We start from the raw sequence: 20,044 nt of genomic DNA on the forward strand, positions 1-20,044 counted from the left end.
AATCTCACCTTTCTAAAATTTCTTTTTAAACAAACTAATAATAGCACTAATCGGATTAAACTTAGGTCGATTTGGATCAAAGAAACGGGCAATTGTTTCCACCGGAGCATTTAAAAGATCCAATTTATAAGTTATATCATCCATAATTTTTTCTGCTTTATTAATCGTAGTTTGAGCCCTTTCAACTGTGCTGCCTACCTGCTTTATTGTCGTTGAACTGCGAAGCAGTAAAATTCCTAAACAAACTAAAGCAAATGCTCCTGATAAAATCAAAACACAGTAACAAATATCTATAGCAGCCATAACTTTACCTCGACTTTCTAAAAAATATTATATCACAAATTTAAATACTTACATAGATTTTTTTATCGTGATAACTTTTTCTTCAAGTTTATAAATATCTTTACTTGACATAAACAAAAATACAACACCATCATATTTAGCTAATTCCTTAGCTGCTTCTTCATCTTCTCCAATAACTTTTGCCCTTGGTAAATTTTTAGCAATATCATAAATATCAATATCGATTCCTTCTTCTTTCACAGCATTTTCAGGGAATGGACAAAAATATGGATAGTCGGCTAAATCCATAGCTCGAGCAAATTCAACTGCAAATCTAGCCCCCCGAGAATAGCGATCCGGTTTAAATACCGCCACGATCTTTTTTCCCGGATATTTAACTCGAGTAGCTTCAATAACATATTTGATTGCTGTAGGATGATGGGCATAATCATCAACATAAACATTATTTCCCACCTCAGTAACACTATAACGGCGTTTTGTACCCTCAAAAGTTGCAAGCTTATCTTGAATATATTCACTACTCATATTTTCTAAATAGCCAAGAGTAATAATTGCAAGTGAATTATATAACATATGCATACCAAAGAATGGTAAATTAAAATGTCCAAATAATTCATCATGAATATATACATCAAATGAAAAACCTAAATTGTTTTCAATTACATTTACCGCCCTAACGTCATTATAGTCATTTAAACCAAATCTCATAACTCTTTTTTCAAATTTAATTTTTTTTATGTTCGGATCATCACCCCAAACAATAACCGTATCTTTGACTTGATTAGCAAATTTTTCAAATGATTCTATATAACGGTCTAACGTCTTAAAATAATCAACATGATCTAATTCAATATTATTGATTATTGCATAATCAGGATAATAATGTAAAAAATGATCCTGGAACTCACATGATTCAGCAATAAAATATTTACTATCTTTAGTCGCATGACCAGTTCCATCACCTATCAATACAGAAGTTTTATCAAAATCTTCAAACAAATGATATGCCATTCCTGTCGTCGTTGTTTTACCATGAGTACCGGCAACACTAATAGAAATAAAATTTTTCATAAATTTTCCTAAAAATTCAAAATAACGATAACATTTGACATTAGGATTAGCTAATGCTGCTTTAACTTCGACATGATCATCATTAAAAGCATTACCAATAATAACCGTATAACCATCTTTAATATTATCAGCATTAAATGAGTAAATTGGAATATTTCTCTTTCTTAACTCATCTTCTATGAAAATATATTTATCAATATCACTTCCACATACTTCATTTCCAAGTTCATATAGGATTTCAGCAAGTGGCGCCATCCCTGAACCTTTAATTCCTATAAAATAATACATTTCTGTCACCTCACTCCACCATTTTAGCACAAATTAAGATAAATGTGTTTAACGTATCCCAAAAAGTATAATTTTTTATCGACAAATAAAATGATTAAGAGTAATTCTCTTAATCATTAAATTACTATTAGATCTTTAGAATAACTATTTAACACTTTACAGCCGTCTTTTGTCACCATCACTAAATCTTCAATTCGAACTCCAAATTTGCCTGGTAAATAAACACCTGGCTCAATTGAAAAAATCATTCCTTCTTGAACTTCTAAATCAAAATTTATTGAAACATCGCCATATTCATGAACATCTTTACCAATAAAATGTCCTAAACGATGATTGAATTCCTTTCCATAACCAGCTTCACTAATAATATCCCGAGCTGTTTTATCAATATCACATAATCTAACACCAGGTTTGATTATCGCTTCAGCTGCCTGATTAGCACTTCTTACCAGTTCATATACTTTTTTAGCTTCTTCACTAACCTCTTGATAAAAAACAGTTCTTGTCATATCTGAACAATAACCATGGTATTTGCAGCCCATATCAATAATGACACTATCACCAGGTACTAAAGTACTATCATCATTTTCATGATGGGGATTTGCGCCATTAGCACCATAGGCAATAATAGCATCAAAACTATTTCCATCAGCACCAAGATTACTATAAATATCATTTAACTTAGCAGCCACTTCGATTTCACTCAACCCAAGAGCAACTTGTTTAATCACTTCATCCATTGCCTTATCATTAATAATGCTTGCTTCGATCATTAGTTTTTGTTCATCTTCATCTTTTACCATTCTTTGATAATCAACACATTTTGACCCATTTACTATTTTAACATCCGGTATTCTATTCATTAAATCAAGTAAAAAATTAGCTGTCCAATGTTTATCTACACCAATTTTTTTAGCGTTATCAAGATTATCAACGATCGTTTGGATCGCATCATCGACATCACTATGCCAAACTATTTCAATCCCTAAATCTTTTTCAACAAAGAATAAATCATTGAAAAATAATTTATGATCTCCTTTTGCTGATAACATCAATACATACATTCTTTCCCCAGGATGATTAACGTAATCAATCAAATAATCAATTGATGAAGGTTCACTGATCAGTAAATAATCAAGATCAGCTTCCTTCATTCTCGCAATTACACCATCGATTCGCTTTTTATTCATCTTCGATCACCGCAATTCCTAGTTCATCTAACTGCACTTTATCAACATTTCCAGGTGCTTTTGACATCGGACAAACAGCACTTGCATTTTTAGGAAACGCAATTACTTCACGAATATTATCACTATTAGTAAGCAGCATCGCTAAACGGTCTAATCCTAAGGCAAATCCGCCATGAGGTGGTGTTCCATATTGGAAGGCTTCAACAAACCAGCCAAACTGACTATCGATTCTTTCTTGAGTGAATCCTAACGCTTTAAAAGCTCTTTCTTGTAGATCCTGTTCATAAATACGCTGTGATCCACCACCTAATTCAAATCCATTTAAGACGATATCATAAGCATCCGCTAAACAATTTGCAGGATCATTTTCAATTTTATCAATATCGCTATCTTTTGGACGCGTAAATGGATGATGAACAGCATAATAACGTTCTGTTTCATCGTCATATTCAAACATTGGGAAATCTACGACCCATAAAAATGCATACTCATCATTATTATATAATTTTAATTCTTTACCTAAATGATTTCTAAGTGCTGCTAAAGCATCACAAACAACATTATATTTAACATCACTTACAAATAACAATAGATCATCATTATTAGCATCCATTGCTGTTAATAAACGACTCATTTGTTCGTCGCTAAAGAACTTTGCAATTGGTCCTTCACCTTTACCATCTTTAACTTTTAACCAGGCTAATCCTTTAGCTTTATATGTTTTAACGATATCCGTTAATTTATCGATAGCTTTACGCGAAAAATCATTTGCTTTACCTTTAACATTAATTCCTTTAACATGACCATTAGCTTCTAAAGCACTTTTAAAAACCATAAAATCAACATCTTTAACGACTTCATTTAAATTAACCAATTCTAAACCAAAACGTATATCTGGTTTATCAATTCCATATTTTTCCATAGCTTCATGCCAAGTCATTCTTGGCAGTGGCAATTGCAGATCAATTCCCTTAACATCTTTCATGACTTTAGCAATCAATCCCTCACCAATAGAAATGATTTCATCAGTAGTCATAAAACTCATTTCCACATCAACTTGTGTAAATTCAGGCTGTCGATCCAAACGTAGATCTTCATCTCTAAAACAACGGGCAATTTGATAATAACGTTCAAATCCAGAAACCATTAATAATTGTTTAAACAATTGTGGTGATTGTGGCAAAGCATAAAAAGATCCATTATGAACTCTTGAAGGTACTAAAAAGTCTCTTGCCCCTTCAGGTGTTGAACGGTTTAAATATGGCGTTTCAATATCAATAAAGTCATGATTATCTAAAAATTCACGAATGCTGCGCGTAATTTTATGACGCATAATAAGCTTGTTTTGCATCACTGGCCTTCTAAGATCTAAATAACGATATTGCATTCTAGCATCTTCACTAGCATCAGTATCATCAGTAGTATAGATCGGTGTTACATTAGCTGTATTAATAATATCGATTTGACTAGCTTCGATTTCAATCTCACCAGTTGGCATATTAGGATTTTTTGAACTTCGTTCAATTACTTTTCCAACAACATGAATTACATATTCATTTTTAATGTCTTTAGCTAAAGCTTCCATACTTTCACTTAAGACGATCTGTGTAATTCCATAGCGATCTCTTAAATCAATAAAAACTAAAGAGCCAAGATTTCTTTTTTTAGCTACCCAGCCTTTTAATTCAACAATTTTATTAACATCACTGATTCTTAATTCTCCATTATTATGAGTTCTATTCATGGCTATGACCCTCCATATGATTTTCAATATATGCAACAATATTTTCAATTGGTACAACATCCTGGGTTTTAGAATGCGTACATTTAATATTTACGACTTCATCTTCTACCTCTTGATCACCAATAATCATCGCAAAATGACTATTCATGCGATCAACAGTTTTAAATTGGGCTTTTAAAGAACGATCTTGATAATCCATATCAACACTAAAACCATTAGCTCTTAACATCGTCGTAATTTGTAACGCTAAATCTTTAGCTTTAGCACCTAAAGGCATAACGTATACATCTAAGCCTTCTGTTTCCTGTAATTCATCATCCATCGCAATCAATAACCGTTCCATTCCAAAAGCAAAACCAACACCTGGAGCTTCTGGACCACCTAATTCACTAATTAAACCGTTATAACGGCCACCACCGCCAACGGTTGCCCCGGCTCCTAAACGTGGATCATCAGAAATAACTTCAAAAACAGTATGACAATAATAATCTAAACCTCTAACTAAGTTAGTATCTAACTCATATTCAATTTCTAAATCATCTAATAACTCACATACTTTAATAAAGTGGGCTTTAGCTTCATCACTTAAATAATCAATTGTTTTTGGCGCATTTGCCATCGCTGGATGATCATGATCAACTTTACAATCTAAAATACGTAATGGATTAGTCTCAAAACGGCTTTTACAATCACTGCATAATTCATCTAAATGGGCGCTAAAGTGTTCTTTTAAAGCCTTACGATAAGCATCACGACTTGCTTCGTCACCTAAAGTATTGATATGTAATTTAACCCCTTTTAAACCTAATGCTTCAACTAATGTAACTGCCATCGTCATACATTCAACGTCTAAAAATGGTGATTCATAACCAATCATTTCTACTCCAAATTGATGAAATTGACGCTGACGTCCATTTTGGGGACGTTCATATCTAAACATCGGTCCAATATAATATAACTTAGAAATCTTATCAGGACTAGCAAACATCTTATTTTCAACATATGCCCGAGCTACTCCCGCTGTCCCTTCTGGTCTAAGGGTAATTGAGCGTCCTTTTTTATCATTAAAAGTATACATTTCTTTACTAACGACATCAGTTGTATCACCAACTGCGCGGTTAAATAACTCAGTATGCTCAAAAATTGGAGTTCTCACTTCTTTAACATTATAGTTAGCACAAATCGTTCTAATTAATTGTTCCAGCATTTGCCATTTTGCAGTATTTTCTGGCAAAATATCTACTGTTCCACGTGGGGCTTTATACATCATTTTCTCTTCCTCCTTTAAAATATAAAAACGTCCTTAAAATAAGGACGTTAAAAACGCGGTACCACCTTAATTCATGTAATTATACATGCCCTCTTGTCTTAACGCGACGTACGTTTACTCCTACTAATTTCAAAGTAACTCCTCCCAAGTGTCCCACAGCATTTCTTTTTAAATACTTTCACCAACCGTATTCTCTCTATGAAAAGACTTAGCTGTTTAATCTTGTTCATTGGATTAAAATGATTATATTCGATTATTTAAAAAAAATCAATGATTTGATTGGATAAATATTGATTATTTATGAAAAAAGATTTTTTAAAAATTTTATTATTATCTTTGCTTTTTCAAAAACGCATAAAATATAGATATAAACTAAATATTCTATGGTATAAATATTATATATTGTCTCATGAAAATTCACAAATAACATTCCCCTTTCATTAAAACAACAAAAAGATCATCATCTATTATCAGTTAATAGAAAACGATCTTTTTATGTCTTTAAATAAATCATTTTTATATTTTATCAATAAATAATAATACTAATGAATAACTCTTTTAACTTCAAAAATACCCTGAATCCGGTCAATATTATCAATTGCCTGTTGTAAACGAGATGCGTCTTCAACCGAAATCTTAAGCTTAATAATAGCTTTCATATCAACCACATCAGCACGAATATTTAAAATATTGATCTTTGCCTGTCCTAAAGCTGTAATAACATCGTTTAACAAATTAGTTCGATCCAAACCAGTAATCTCTAAATCAGCCTGGAATTTCATCGTTGAAATCGAAGCAAAATCCCAATAAACATCAATCAATCGGGCTTTGACTTCAGGAACCTGGATATTTGGACAATCTTTACGATGCACTTTAATTCCCTGCCCTTGAGAAACAAAACCTAAAATTTCATCGCCAGGAATAGGATTGCAGCATTTTGATAACTGAATTTTTAAACCATCGATTCCTTTAACCACTACACCAGAGTTGCTCTTTGCTGCCTGTTGACGGTCATTGACCTGATTATTTCTTTGCAGCATTTTTGAAATACTATCGAAAAAACCGCTTTTTTTAGGAACGACACGATCGATCAATGTCATTGCCGGCAAACTTTTTTTCCCAATAAAATACAATATATCATCAAATGAACGTGCGCCAAATGACCCTAAAAAAGTCTTATAAGTATCTGGATCAAGATACTTCTTTTCATTTAACTGTCTTTTTCTAAGCTCATCTCTTAAAATCTTACGCCCATCTTCGATTGCATCTTTTTTCGTCTCAGCCTCTCTAGAAGCAATGAACTGTCTAATTTTATTACGAGCACCAGCAGTACGAACAAATTTTAACCAGTCGTCACTAGGCCCCTGTGACTGTTTATTTGTCTTGATTTCTACGACATCACCTGTATTTAATTTTGTATCGATCGGAACCATCACATTATTAACTATCGCACCAACGGCCTTATGGCCAACTTCGGTATGGATCCGATAAGCAAAATCAATAGGGGTCGAACCATTAGGTAACTCAACGATCTTTCCTTGTGGTGTCAAAACATAGACATTAGCTTCAAAAATATCTCTTTTTAAAGAATCATAGTATTCTTTAGCATCACCATCTTTTATATCTTCACTTAAAGAAATAAATTCTCTTAACCACTGTAACTTTTCACCAATTTCCTGCTGTTCTTTTTTCGATGAATAACCTTTATTTTCTTTATAACGCCAGTGCGCAGCTACTCCTAATTCTGCAAGTTCATCCATTTCTTCAGTTCTGATTTGAATTTCAAAAGTATTACCATCTTCACCAATTACCGAAGTGTGCAAAGATTGATACATGTTAGGTTTAGGCATTGCAATATAATCTTTAAACCGTCCGGGAATTGGGCGATAATGATCATGAATCAATCCTAAAATACTATAACAATCCATCTTATCCTTAGTAATGATCCGTAAAGCATATAAATCATACAATTCATCAAATCGTTTCTTTTTAACAAACATTTTTTTATAAATACTATAAATCGATTTAGCTCGGCCTAAGATTCGATACTCATATTTATTTTCATTAAGCATTGTTTCAACTGATGCCATCATTTTAGCAACCGATTCTTTTCTTTCTTCCTGTTTTACTGCTAAAAGATTAGAAATATCGTTAAAAGCCACAGGATCTAGATATGAAAGACTTAAATCTTCTAATTCTGTCTTGATATCATTGATTCCTAAACGATGCGCAATTGGAGTATAGACTTCCAACGTCTCTCTAGCAATTCTTTTTTGTTTATGAGCAGGCATATATTGCAATGTTCGCATATTATGCAAACGATCAGCAAATTTAATTAATATAACACGAATATCTTTTGCCATCGCAATATAAATTTTACGGTGATTTTCTGCATAAACATCTGCTTCATCTTTAAACGGCATCTTACCGATCTTGGTTACTCCTTCAACTAGTGTTGTGATTTCTTCACCAAAACGTTCTACCATTTCTTCCCGACTTACATCACAGTCTTCCATAACATCATGAAGCAAACCAGCAGTAATTGTCGCAGGTCCTGTCTGTAAAGTTGCTAAAATATAAGCAACCCAGATCAAATGATTAGTATATGGTTCCCCACTCTTTCTTTTTTGCCCTTTATGCTTTTCCATAATATAATCATAAGCCTGATTAATCAAAGTAAGACTTTCTTGATTAGTAATATATTTGCCACAAACCTCAAGAACATCTTTTATTGAAACAACATCTCCTGCCCCTTTATATTCGGCCATAAATAACACCTCCCATAATTATTAAAAAAGAGCTAAGCTCTTTTTAATATTTCAATAATGAATAAACATTATAACCTTGCAATCTTTCACGTCCTTTTAATTCTTCCAGTTCAATTAAAAATGCAATTCCAATTACTTTACCACCTAATTTTTCGACCAATTTAACAGTTGCTTCAACAGTTCCACCGGTTGCAAGCAAATCATCAACAATAATAACATTTTGATTTGGCTTGATACTATCAGCATGAATATGAACTTCGTTTGTTCCATATTCTAATGCATATGTTTCACTTATTGTTTCTCGCGGTAACTTACCAGGTTTTCTAACTGGTACAAAGCCTGCATTGATCTTATAAGCTACCGGACAGCCAAATAAAAATCCCCGTGCTTCTGGTCCCGCAACAACATCAACTTTTGCCTTTAAAGTATTAGTCCAGTCAACAAATTTATCAATCGTTTCTTTAAATGCATCTTTATCCTGCATTAAAGGTGTCACATCTCTAAAAATAATTCCTTCTTCTGGAAAATCCTTTATATCAGCTACATATTTAGTTAAATCCATTTTTTATATCTTCTCCTTTACAACCATGCCTTATGATATTCAATTATAACATTTTTATACATTAATTAAAACTATTTAATTCCCTCAATAATTATATTTACAGATTCAAAATTATTAAAAACATTGATACTAAACTTCCCAACTACATTAATTTTTTCAATATTTTTATACTGTTCATACAATTCACCATGATTAAAATATAACGCTTGGCCCCGTACTTTTGGTAATTCAAGATCAAAACGAAGATGCTTCCCATTCGATAAAGGAGTTACTTTTTTAACTGATAAGTTCTTTGCATAGAAACAGACTTCTTCATTGCCATTACCTAAGGGTTCTAAAAGTTCTAACTGTTTTACAGCATTTTTACTAATTTCATCTTCTGAAACTTCTAATACCTCAACTAACGGCGGCTGATAGTTTTCTAACTGTTCTTCTAAATATCTTGTTAGCTTAGATTTAAGAATTTCTACATTATCAACAGATACACTAAAACCACCCGCAAGAGCATGACCGCCATAATTATCTAGAACATCTTCAACCTGCTTAAAAATACTGCTTAAAGATAAGCCTTCGATTCCTCTAGCACTGCCTTTATACATATTTTTTTCCTTATCAAGACTCATGACAAAACTTGGCCGATTATATTGACGAGTATACTTGCCAGCCACTAAACCGATCAAGCCTTCATGAACTTCATTTTGATAGCTATATAAAAATTTATCATTTACATCAACTGCGGCAAGAACCTCCTGGTACTGCTTATTTGTCAATTCTTGTCTTTTTGCGTTGACTTCTACAGCTTTCGAACTTACTGCTTTTAATATACCAATTGATGCATCTTGGCGAAAATATTTAACTAAATGATTAGGATTAATAATTTCACTAAGGCGTCCAAACGAATTGATTTTAGGGGCTAAAATAAAGCCAATACTAGTTACATTATATTTTTGATTACTGCCAAGTAACAATTCTAATTGGGGATATTGATTTTCTTTCATAAATTCTAATGCTCTTTTAACTAAAGACCTATTTTCATCTAATAAAGGCATCATATCGGAAATAGTTGTTATTGCCGCTAAACAAAACAAATATTTATCATGTTTTTTTAATAACGCACTAGCTAATTTGTAAGCAACAAATCCCCCGGATATTTCTTTATAAGGATAATCAGGGGAAATCTTAGCATGAATGATTGAAAAGGCATCTGGTAATTGATCATCGTAATTATGATGATCGGTGACGATTACATCGACCCCCAGTTCATTGGCTCTTTCGATTGCCTCATAGGCTTTTATTCCATTATCAACAGTAATGATAAGTGTATAACCTTTTGCTGCCATCTGTTCAACGCGCTGTTTATTTAAACCATATCCATCTTGTAAACGACTAGGAATATGAAAACCAACTTCGATACCTAACTGTCTAAAAGCATCTACTAAAATTGATGTCGCTAGAATACCATCACAGTCATAATCGCCATAAATACAAATTTTTTCTTTGTTGGCAATTGCTTCATTAATTCTTTCTAATGTCATCTCTGCTTCTGAAAACAATGAAAAATCATGGTATATCAAACGATTTGAAAGCATTGCATCAATTTGCTGCGAAGAATAATTTTTATAAGCAAAAATCTTCGCTAAAAGTGAATTTATATTATATTCCTGCATATAGTGTTTGTAGTCTAAATTATTTATGACCTGCCACTCCATAAAGTTCTCCTCTCAAATAAAAATAGTTGCATCAGCAACTATTTTGAAATTAAATCCGAAAAATCATTTATACTCAAATGAGATGCTTCTTTTACTACTTGTAAACTTAAATAATCAAATATTTCCGAAAAATCAAGACTCATGATATCATCAATAATTTCACACATCGGAATAGCATCTCTTTGTTTCCATTTTCGTTCAAACAAATAATCTTTTATTTGCTGTTCAGAAATATTGTGAATATTTTGTTGTTTAAAGTCACGGGCTTTTAATTTAATTAAAAAATTAAGATCACGTTTATTAAATTTAAAATCGTTACTCGATTCCACTTACAGCCCTCCATTTCAAAGTCACTTACATATTATATGACAAATTTCATCAGAAAGGAAGTGCTTTATGAAAAGAAAACTAATAAATTCATTTATCATTCTTTCCGCCAGTTCTGCCATCGCAAAATTATTTAGTATTCTTAATAGAATGGTTTTAGCACGTCAATTAAGCAGTGATGCTATGGCACTATATATCTTAGTTATGCCTACAGTATCTTTATGTATTACTTTAGGGCAGTTAGGTATCCCATCAGCTGTATTTAGGTTAGTTGCTAATCCTAAATATAGTAATAAAAAAATTGTTATTTCTGCTTTTACGATCTGTCTTTTTACATGTGTCATTGTAACGAGTGCCCTGTTATTTTCTTCAAAATTTATTAGTCATAATTTATTAAAAAATGAAGATGCTTTTTATCCTTTACTATCATTAGCCCTGTTTATTCCTCTAGTAGGAATAAGCGGTATCATCAAAAATTATTTTTTAGCCCAGCAAAATGTTTACCTTGTTGCAAAAGCTGGTTTTATTGAAGAAATAGCCCGTTTAAGCTTCAGTTATTTAATGATCAAACAATTCTCTTTTTTGGCAGATACTTATTTAGTAAGTTTTGCCACATTAGCTATGTCAGTGGGGGAATTAAGCTCGATTATTTATCTTTCAACTCGTTTAAAAAATCATAAAATCACTACTTTTAGTAAACAAAGCATTATTAATAACTTACAAATAAAAGATATGTTGAATATTGCGATGCCGTTAACTGGTTCCAGACTATATCACTGTATTGTTTCTTTTCTAGAGCCAATTACCCTGGTTTATGTATTAACTAAATTTAATCTAAGTGAAAGTACTATTCATCAACAATATGCAATTATTAGTGGTTATGTTATTTCTTTATTGGTTACCCCGACTTTTTTTAATAATGTTGTCTATCGGCTATTTTTACCAATCATTACTGATGATGTTGTCTATAAAAAAATATTTTTGGCTAGAAAACATATATTTTTAGCTTTAATAGGAAGTTTTTTGATCAGTATCCCTTTTACCTTGATTTTTTATTTTATTCCTGAATTCTGTTTAAAGCTCTTATATAATACGACTAGTGGTGCTAATTATCTTAAATATATGGCTATTCCTTTTACGATCTTTTACCTTCAAACCCCGCTTAGCGCTTTATTACAAGCACTAAATCGTAATAAACTAATGTTTATCAGCAGTATTATTGAATGTACCAGCGAAATAATATTAGTATATGTATTGAGTCATTATTTAGGGGTCTTCAGTATCGCAATCAGTTTACTAGTCGGGTTATTGATTACTTTGATCATTAGTGCTGCTGCCTGTTATAAATATTTATTTATCTCTAATTAAAAACTGCATAATTTAGCTTATATCGATCATTATTTAAAATTAGTTGAGAGCGCTGATAAATGAATAAAATATTGCTTATTTGATCACTATCCTTGCGTCTTGAATTTTATCCCCAATGTTACTTTACCGATTTTTAATCTGATCATCTTTATACTTATAATAAATAATCATATTAAAATATTATTAAGATTTTTCTACCTGCGTAATTGTAAATAAACTACCTATATATATCTTTATTTAATACCATCATATATGTAGTATTTTTAAAAAGGACAAATTTAGCTTTTTTTAATATAAACACTTTTTATCAAAACAGATAGCTATCTATTTCTAGATTACTATCTGTTTTAAATGATACTAGCTGCATAGAGTAGTTTCTAATCCAATTTAAATCTTTTATCTTCAATAAATTTTTTACGTGATGGATTACCTTCTACGCGATAAATCTTTTTATTCTTTAAATCATATATTACTGACCAGACTGTATCTTTGTTCATACTACGATCATACTGACAAATAAAACCGTACTTTCCAGACAATAGATCAGCAACATCATTAAATGTTTTAATTTGTTCATTTAATAAAGCATTTCTTATCGTTAAATAACGACGCTCAGCGTCCCAATCATCATTAATATAATTATTATAAAGCTTCATTTTATCACTATGAAATAAATTTGTTGCCCAAACATACTTACTATCGGTAATAATCTCGATTTTTTCAGCATTACATTCAATTACAGCTATCTTTCCACTGGCATCAGCCAAAGTAAAAGTTTGACTTGAAGCAATGGGTAACGTTTTGATCAATGCAATTACTTCATCTATCGTTTTACACTTTTCTAAAAATAACCGCAATAACATTCCCGCATTCAATCCAGGCTGTTTAACAGTTGGATAAACAGAAGTCAGACCGATTGCTAAAGCATGCTCATTGATGCCATCTTCCATCTCCACACATGCTGTGGTATTACCAGTAAAAGCATATGAATCACCATTAAATCGATAAATACAATTACTAAATAATTTTTCGATTTCTGGTAAAAAATCACTATTTCGTCCAAATAATAATTCCTGTTCATTTTTTATTACAAAACAAGAACAATGAGCTTCAGGTAAGATACAATACATACTGAACAATACTGCACATACTGCTTCAAATGAACATTGCTGACCAGCGACGATCCCTTTGATTTCTTCAATGATTTCGGGAAAATATTTTTGATATAATGGCAAGCATTGTAAAGCAAATTCTTTTCTTTCTTTTGTTATTTCAAATGGAACATTGTCTAGAAAGCAATGATTATTTTTTAGTAATCTGCTGCCCCAATTTATACCTATTTCATAATGGGTTCCTTTAAATCTTTCATGATACATAGTTATTTTTCACTCCTTTTTTTAAAGCTGCTGGTAACTCATAAATCAAGAATAGATCAATAAAAAATTATTGTCAATCATTTAATTTAAGCACAATAAAACGTAAGAAAATTCTTACGTTTTATCCTCTGTATTTAGAAATTTTTTGATTCCATCAAATACCTCATCACTGATAATATGTTCGATCTTACAAGCATCACCTTCAGCAATTTCTTTAGTAACACTTGCTGTATTCATCAAAAACTCAGTTAAAATTTGATGCTTTTCATAAATAAAATCAGCTCTTTGTCTTCCTTTGTCTGTTAAATCGATATACCCTTTATCATTAACTGTAATATATCCATCAGTTTTTAAAATACCAATTCCACGACTAACACTAGGTTTACTAAAACCTAATTGTCTTGCAATATCTATTGAACGAACATATTCATTTTTATTTTTTAAAATTAATATTGTTTCTAAATACATTTCTCCTGATTCGTGCATGAATAACAACCTCCATTATTAGTATACCAATAAATCGAAAAAAATAAAACCAGATTGATCTGGTTTTATCGATGAACAATTAGGAAATTGATAATTATAATGGCTAAATTATTGATATCAATATATTGGATGTGGATCCTAATTATGTTCATATTTGACTAAAAATAAATCATAAGACTTGAAGGTTATTTATAAATGATTTATTTTTTACTATTATGTTTTTGAAGGTTAAAACATAATAAGTTAATCAAGAAGCCTACTGATATCACAAATATTTCATGCTATTTTCAACGGGAATATATATATCTTTTATGTCAAGAAAAAGGTAAGTTTAGATATTTTAGATATATATTTAAGCTGATTAATATTACTAAGATTTGAAATTATTGTGTAGGCATTGGGATATTAATCAAACATGGATTTATTATATTATTTAACTAATTCTTTTATTTTTGCAATATCTTCATCTGTTCCAGCATTCTCGACTTTGTATAGACAAGGAACGTTGTATTGTTCAGCGATGACATCACCTGCTTTACAGTATGCTTCACCATATCCTTGATCACCACTAACAACGACACCTTTAATATTTTGGCCATTGTTTTCTAAGAATGATTCTACTTCTGGAGGTACATCTCCAAAACCATCAGTATAAGTAAATAAAATGTATGGTTCTTCTACTACTTCATCACCAGAACTGATTTCTAAAGAATCATTATCTAGTTGATCGATGATACTTTGCACATTTCCTGTTCTTGAGGCATATACTACTTTCATACTCTTCTCCTTTTCTTTAGTTAGCATTAACTAACTATCTATATGTTAGCATACACTAACCAATTATGCAAGTATTTTTTTATTATTTATCTAATTGATAAAATCCAGCTAATCCAGAATATTTACTTTCTTTACCTAAACGATCTTCAATTCTGATCAACTGATTATATTTAGCAATACGATCTGTTCTTGATGCAGAACCAGTTTTAATTTGACCAGCATTAGTTGCCACAGCAATATCAGCAATCGTTGTATCCTCTGTTTCTCCAGAACGATGTGAAACAACAGCAGTATAATTAGCTTTTTGAGCCATTTCAATTGCTTCTAATGTTTCTGTTAAAGTACCGATTTGGTTGACTTTGATCAAAATCGAATTAGCAACACCACGAGCAATTCCTTGTTCTAGACGTTTAGTGTTAGTTACAAAGAAATCATCTCCAACTAATTGTACTTTATCACCTAATTTTTCAGTTAAGTAATCCCAACCTTCCCAATCATCTTGGTCTAAACCATCTTCGATTGAGATAATTGGATATTTAGAACATAATTCAGCATAAAAATCAACTAATTCTTTTGAAGTAAATGATTTATTGTTTTCACCTGGTAATACATATTTACCATCTTTATAAAATTCACTGCTGGCAACATCCATAGCTAATTTAACATCTTCACCAGGTTTATAACCAGCTTTTTCAATTGCTTCGATGATTGTCTTGATTGCATCTTCATTTGAAGCTAAGTTTGGCGCAAATCCACCTTCATCACCAACAGCTGTATTTAATCCTTTTCCATGTAAAACAGCTTTTAAAGAATGGAAAACTTCTGCACCCATTCTGATTGCTTCTTTAAAAGTTGGTGCACTCACTGGCATGATCATGAATTCCTGGAAATCCACATTATTATCAGCATGAGCCCCACCATTAATAATATTCATCATTGGGGTTGGAAGAACATGCGCATTAGAACCACCGATATAACGATATAAAGGTACATCTAATTCATTAGCAGCAGCTTTAGCAACAGCTAAAGAAACACCTAAAATAGCATTAGCTCCTAATTTCCCTTTATTATCAGTACCATCTAAATCAATCATCATTTGATCGATCTTTCTTTGTTCAAAAACATCTTCACCTACTAATGCCGGAGCAATGATCTCGTTTGCATTTTTTACAGCGTTAGCAACACCTTTACCTAAATAACGAGATTTATCACCGTCTCTTAATTCAACGGCTTCATAAATTCCAGTAGATGCACCACTAGGTACGATTGCACTACCAAATGCACCTTTTTCTGTAGTAACTTCAACCTCTACAGTAGGATTACCACGTGAATCTAATACTTCACGAGCATAAATAGTTTTAATTTTACTCATCTAATTTCCTCCTCTTTGATTCTTTCTTATAGAGTGACTAAGTCTATAGAAAAAATCATTTATTCACATGAAGTTAGAACAATCTAACTACTAATAAGTTAGCACAATCTAACCCTCTTTGCAAGCAAAATATGATAAAATTTAATTTCTCCCAAGAATCATATAATAAACTATATTATATGTCTTTTATCGAAAAAAAAGTCGAATTTATTTTTTTATCATTGATGTTTCATTGACTTTGACTCTGCTTTATTCTATACTTTACTCAGGTGATTTTAGTTCGCCTTAAATAGTGTGACTAGCTATTTATAATCGAAAACACGAAGGGAGTTAGAAAAAATGATTTATTCACATGAAGTAGAAGAAATGTGTTGTGTCAAACAAGGTGCAGCACATGGTTGTGCTCCAATTCCTGAAGAAGGAAAATGGGTATATTCTAGAGAAATTAAAGATATCTCTGGATTAACACATGGTATTGGTTGGTGTGCTCCTCAACAAGGTGCCTGCAAATTAACATTAAACGTTAAAGAAGGGATTATTGAAGAAGCACTAATTGAAACAATTGGGTGTTCAGGAATGACTCATTCTGCAGCTATGGCTTCAGAAGCATTAGTTGGTAAAACTTTATTAGAAGGTTTAAATACTGATTTAGTTTGTGATGCTATTAATACTGCAATGAGAGAATTATTCTTACAAATCGTATATGGACGTACTCAATCTGCATTCTCTGAAAATGGATTACCTGTTGGAGCTGGATTGGAAGATTTAGGAAAAGGTCTAAGAAGTATGACTGGTACTTCTTACTCTACAAAAGCTAAAGGCCCTCGTTACCTAGAATTAACTGAAGGATACATCAATAAGATTGCTTTAGATGAAAACGATGAAATCATCGGTTATGAATTTACAAATTTAGGTAGAATGATGGATATGGTTAAAGCTGGAAAAGATGCTAATGAAGCAATCAAGGAAGCTACTGGTACTTACGGTAGATTTAATGATGCTGCTAAGTACATCGATCCAAGAAAGGAATAATAGGAGGGTACTAAAATGGCATTATTTGAAAGTTATGAAAGAAGAATTGATCAAATTAACGCTGCATTAGCAAAATTTGATATCAAATCAATCGAAGAAGCTAAAGCTATCTGCGATGAAAAAGGTATTGATGTTTACGAAATCGTAAAATCAACACAACCAATTTGTTTTGAAAATGCTTGTTGGGCTTATACTGTAGGTGCAGCAATGGCTATCAAAAATGGAGATACTAAAGCAGTAGAAGCTGCTAAAACAATCGGTATTGGTTTACAATCATTCTGTATTCCAGGATCAGTTGCTGATGATCGTAAAGTTGGATTAGGTCATGGTAACTTAGGTTCTATGTTATTAGATGAAAAAACTGAATGTTTTGCTTTCTTAGCAGGTCATGAATCTTTCGCTGCTGCTGAAGGTGCAATTAAAATTGCTGAAAAAGCTAATAAAGTTAGAACAAAGCCATTAAGAGTTATCTTAAACGGTTTAGGAAAAGATGCTGCTAAAATTATCTCAAGAATTAACGGATTCACTTACGTGGAAACTCAATTCGATTATTTTACAGGTGAAGTAAAAGAATTATCAAGAACAGCTTATTCAGATGGACCTCGTGCTAAAGTTAACTGCTATGGTGCTGATGACGTTAGAGAAGGTGTTGCAATTATGCATAAAGAAGGTGTAGACGTATCAATTACTGGTAACTCTACTAACCCTACTCGTTTCCAACATCCTGTTGCTGGAACATATAAAAAAGAATGTATTGAACAAGGTAAAAAATATTTCTCAGTTGCTTCTGGTGGAGGAACTGGACGTACTTTACACCCTGATAATATGGCTGCTGGTCCTGCTTCTTATGGTATGACAGATACTATGGGACGTATGCACAGTGATGCACAATTTGCTGGTTCTTCATCAGTTCCTGCACACGTAGAAATGATGGGATTAATCGGTATGGGTAACAACCCAATGGTTGGTGCAACTGTTGCTGTTGCCGTAGCTATCGAAGAAGCTTGTAAATAATTAACTACAAACACAAGATTTTAAAAAGTTCTGATATTATGATCAGAACTTTTTTAATAACTTACAATCATTTAATTAATCTATAAACTGGAATTTATTTAACTCTTTCCACTCTGATTATTCAAGATATTCTTTCAAAAATCATAGTTGCTTTATCCTATTATTTCCTTTAGTTTACTCATCAACACGTTCAAATTTATATCCCTGCGGATTTCTATTACCATTCATTGTAATAAAAAAAATGTGTTCTCCATCCACCATATGAATAAGGTGACAGTTTAACAAATTCATAATTTTATTATACCATATAGGCATTTTCTCTTGATAATAATTAACATCTATCTGCGATCCATATGGATTAGAAGCATGCAATAAACCACCGCATTTTTCATAGATTTTTATTGCATCATATTTTGTTAAATAATCTTCATCAATGGTTATCCATTCTTCTATTTCTTTTGTATAATCAGATTTTACAGGTTCTGGATAAAATTTAGAATTTAGCCTTTCTAAATCTCTAAAAATATACTTTGCATTCCAATTAGAAGAAAATTTTGCACTATATTCCTCATATAATTCTTTATTAGCAATTAAATTTCCCATAGCAATATGTTCGATTATCTTTCTTATTTGCAATGTCATAAACTCAATATTAGTTATTGGAAATAATGTTGTCTTTTCTTTCAATGCAATAGCCCGTATCGCTTCCATTCTCCTTTTCACATACCACATTTCTTGAAGATATAAATTTAACCCGTTTTCTTCCACTTCTTTTACCTCTCCATATCTATACTTAACATTTTCTCTTGCAAATTTTATAAACCAAATTCATAACAAAAAATCACTAAAGTTCATTACAAATATCACTTCTCATTAATATGTTAAACTATAACATATACTATCATTTGATATCATATATAAAACAATAATTTTTATCAACAAAAAGTCCTGATAGTACTCTTTCAGATTTATATAAATCAACCACTCTATATTGCCCAGTCCATTCATAAAGATTGCCAAATAAAAAACAATGAAGTTCATTAAGATGTTCTATCGAAATATCATTAACACTCTGTTCTGGTCGAAGTTCCAAAGATAGTATTTTTGTATTAGTACTTTCTCTTTCAAGCTTATCTAAAACTTCTTTATCATGAATATCATATAAATTTTTGAGAACATTTGTTCCTTAATATCATTCATAGATATACTCTAATTTATGAACTTTTTGATCTAATTCTTCTAAAGTGATTTTACCTAAAACAAAATCATCTAAAGCATTTAAATATTTTTCGTTTGGTAAATCAGCAGCAGTCAAAAGGATTCCTAAAGCATTATTTACTGCTTTTCTTCTTTTTTTCATTTCATCTAATTGATTCATTATAAAAAA

At 31.5% G+C, this 20,044-nt stretch carries 18 protein-coding genes and 1 other annotated feature; of the genes, 3 read left to right on the plus strand and 15 right to left on the minus strand.

The features are described from left to right. Positions 1–12 precede the first annotated feature (12 nt). From BR82_RS0103395 to BR82_RS0103435, 9 genes are all read right to left on the minus strand, one after another. Positions 13–303 (minus strand): DUF948 domain-containing protein, encoded by a 291-nt coding sequence (locus BR82_RS0103395; protein WP_027089026.1) that lies wholly within the window; start codon positions 301–303, stop codon positions 13–15. 48 nt (positions 304–351) lie between these two features. Beyond that, positions 352–1,662: a UDP-N-acetylmuramate--L-alanine ligase gene (locus tag BR82_RS0103400; RefSeq protein ID WP_027089027.1), complete on the minus strand. Its 1,311-nt coding sequence runs from the start codon at positions 1,660–1,662 to the stop codon at positions 352–354. 116 nt (positions 1,663–1,778) lie between these two features. Further along, positions 1,779–2,852 carry a M24 family metallopeptidase gene (locus BR82_RS0103405; protein ID WP_027089028.1) on the minus strand — a complete coding sequence of 358 codons (1,074 nt, stop codon included), beginning with the start codon at positions 2,850–2,852 and terminating at the stop codon, positions 1,779–1,781. Next, a complete protein-coding gene (gene aspS, locus BR82_RS0103410) occupies positions 2,845–4,596 on the minus strand; it encodes an aspartate--tRNA ligase (RefSeq protein WP_027089029.1) in 1,752 nt (583 codons plus the stop codon). Before aspS ends, BR82_RS0103405 begins: the two co-directional genes overlap by 8 nt. Next, complete coding sequence (gene hisS, locus BR82_RS0103415; RefSeq protein WP_027089030.1) at positions 4,589–5,866, minus strand: histidine--tRNA ligase; 1,278 nt, start codon at positions 5,864–5,866, stop codon at positions 4,589–4,591. The genes aspS and hisS overlap by 8 nt, the downstream gene beginning before the upstream one ends. A gap of 37 nt (positions 5,867–5,903) precedes the next feature. Next, positions 5,904–6,105, minus strand: a binding site (T-box leader). Between the two features lie 303 nt (positions 6,106–6,408). Next, entirely contained in the window at positions 6,409–8,634 is a 2,226-nt protein-coding gene (locus BR82_RS0103420) for a RelA/SpoT family protein (RefSeq protein WP_027089031.1), read from the minus strand. A gap of 43 nt (positions 8,635–8,677) precedes the next feature. Next, entirely contained in the window at positions 8,678–9,196 is a 519-nt protein-coding gene (locus BR82_RS0103425; protein ID WP_027089032.1) for an adenine phosphoribosyltransferase, read from the minus strand. A 71-nt stretch (positions 9,197–9,267) separates the two neighbouring features. Continuing rightward, positions 9,268–10,905: a single-stranded-DNA-specific exonuclease RecJ gene (recJ, locus tag BR82_RS0103430; protein ID WP_027089033.1), complete on the minus strand. Its 1,638-nt coding sequence runs from the start codon at positions 10,903–10,905 to the stop codon at positions 9,268–9,270. A gap of 38 nt (positions 10,906–10,943) precedes the next feature. After that, positions 10,944–11,234: a post-transcriptional regulator gene (locus BR82_RS0103435; RefSeq protein ID WP_027089034.1), complete on the minus strand. Its 291-nt coding sequence runs from the start codon at positions 11,232–11,234 to the stop codon at positions 10,944–10,946. 67 nt (positions 11,235–11,301) lie between these two features. On the opposite strand from BR82_RS0103435, the gene BR82_RS0103440 reads away from it, so the two are divergent. Continuing rightward, positions 11,302–12,600 (plus strand): oligosaccharide flippase family protein, encoded by a 1,299-nt coding sequence (locus BR82_RS0103440; RefSeq protein WP_027089035.1) that lies wholly within the window; start codon positions 11,302–11,304, stop codon positions 12,598–12,600. Positions 12,601–12,977: 377 nt separating this feature from the next. Here BR82_RS0103440 and BR82_RS0103445 read toward each other — a convergent pair whose 3' ends face one another. From BR82_RS0103445 to eno, 4 genes are all read right to left on the minus strand, one after another. Further along, positions 12,978–13,976, minus strand: a complete 999-nt coding sequence (locus tag BR82_RS0103445) for a C45 family autoproteolytic acyltransferase/hydolase (RefSeq protein WP_027089036.1) — start codon at positions 13,974–13,976, stop codon at positions 12,978–12,980. A gap of 114 nt (positions 13,977–14,090) precedes the next feature. Further along, positions 14,091–14,462 carry a metal-dependent transcriptional regulator gene (locus BR82_RS0103450; protein ID WP_027089037.1) on the minus strand — a complete coding sequence of 124 codons (372 nt, stop codon included), beginning with the start codon at positions 14,460–14,462 and terminating at the stop codon, positions 14,091–14,093. A gap of 429 nt (positions 14,463–14,891) precedes the next feature. Beyond that, a complete protein-coding gene (gene nrdI, locus BR82_RS0103455; protein ID WP_027089038.1) occupies positions 14,892–15,239 on the minus strand; it encodes a class Ib ribonucleoside-diphosphate reductase assembly flavoprotein NrdI in 348 nt (115 codons plus the stop codon). Positions 15,240–15,321: 82 nt separating this feature from the next. Then, positions 15,322–16,611 (minus strand): phosphopyruvate hydratase, encoded by a 1,290-nt coding sequence (gene eno / locus BR82_RS0103460; RefSeq protein WP_027089039.1) that lies wholly within the window; start codon positions 16,609–16,611, stop codon positions 15,322–15,324. A 339-nt stretch (positions 16,612–16,950) separates the two neighbouring features. On the opposite strand from eno, the gene BR82_RS0103465 reads away from it, so the two are divergent. Both BR82_RS0103465 and BR82_RS0103470 read left to right on the plus strand, forming a co-directional pair. After that, positions 16,951–17,643: an iron-sulfur cluster assembly scaffold protein gene (locus tag BR82_RS0103465; RefSeq protein ID WP_027089040.1), complete on the plus strand. Its 693-nt coding sequence runs from the start codon at positions 16,951–16,953 to the stop codon at positions 17,641–17,643. Positions 17,644–17,658: 15 nt separating this feature from the next. Then, a complete protein-coding gene (locus BR82_RS0103470; protein WP_024720857.1) occupies positions 17,659–18,657 on the plus strand; it encodes a GGGtGRT protein in 999 nt (332 codons plus the stop codon). 174 nt (positions 18,658–18,831) lie between these two features. On the opposite strand, the gene BR82_RS15070 is transcribed toward BR82_RS0103470, so the two are convergent. Both BR82_RS15070 and BR82_RS17975 read right to left on the minus strand, forming a co-directional pair. Then, complete coding sequence (locus tag BR82_RS15070) at positions 18,832–19,425, minus strand: hypothetical protein (protein WP_051592728.1); 594 nt, start codon at positions 19,423–19,425, stop codon at positions 18,832–18,834. A gap of 424 nt (positions 19,426–19,849) precedes the next feature. After that, positions 19,850–20,044 (minus strand): antitoxin VbhA family protein (locus BR82_RS17975; protein WP_205618723.1); only part of this gene is annotated, 195 nt, incomplete at its 5' end.

Origin of the sequence: Thomasclavelia saccharogumia DSM 17460 (genome assembly GCF_000686665.1) — a bacterium.
GTDB classification, from domain to species: Bacteria; Bacillota_I; Bacilli_A; order Erysipelotrichales; family Coprobacillaceae; genus Thomasclavelia; species Thomasclavelia saccharogumia.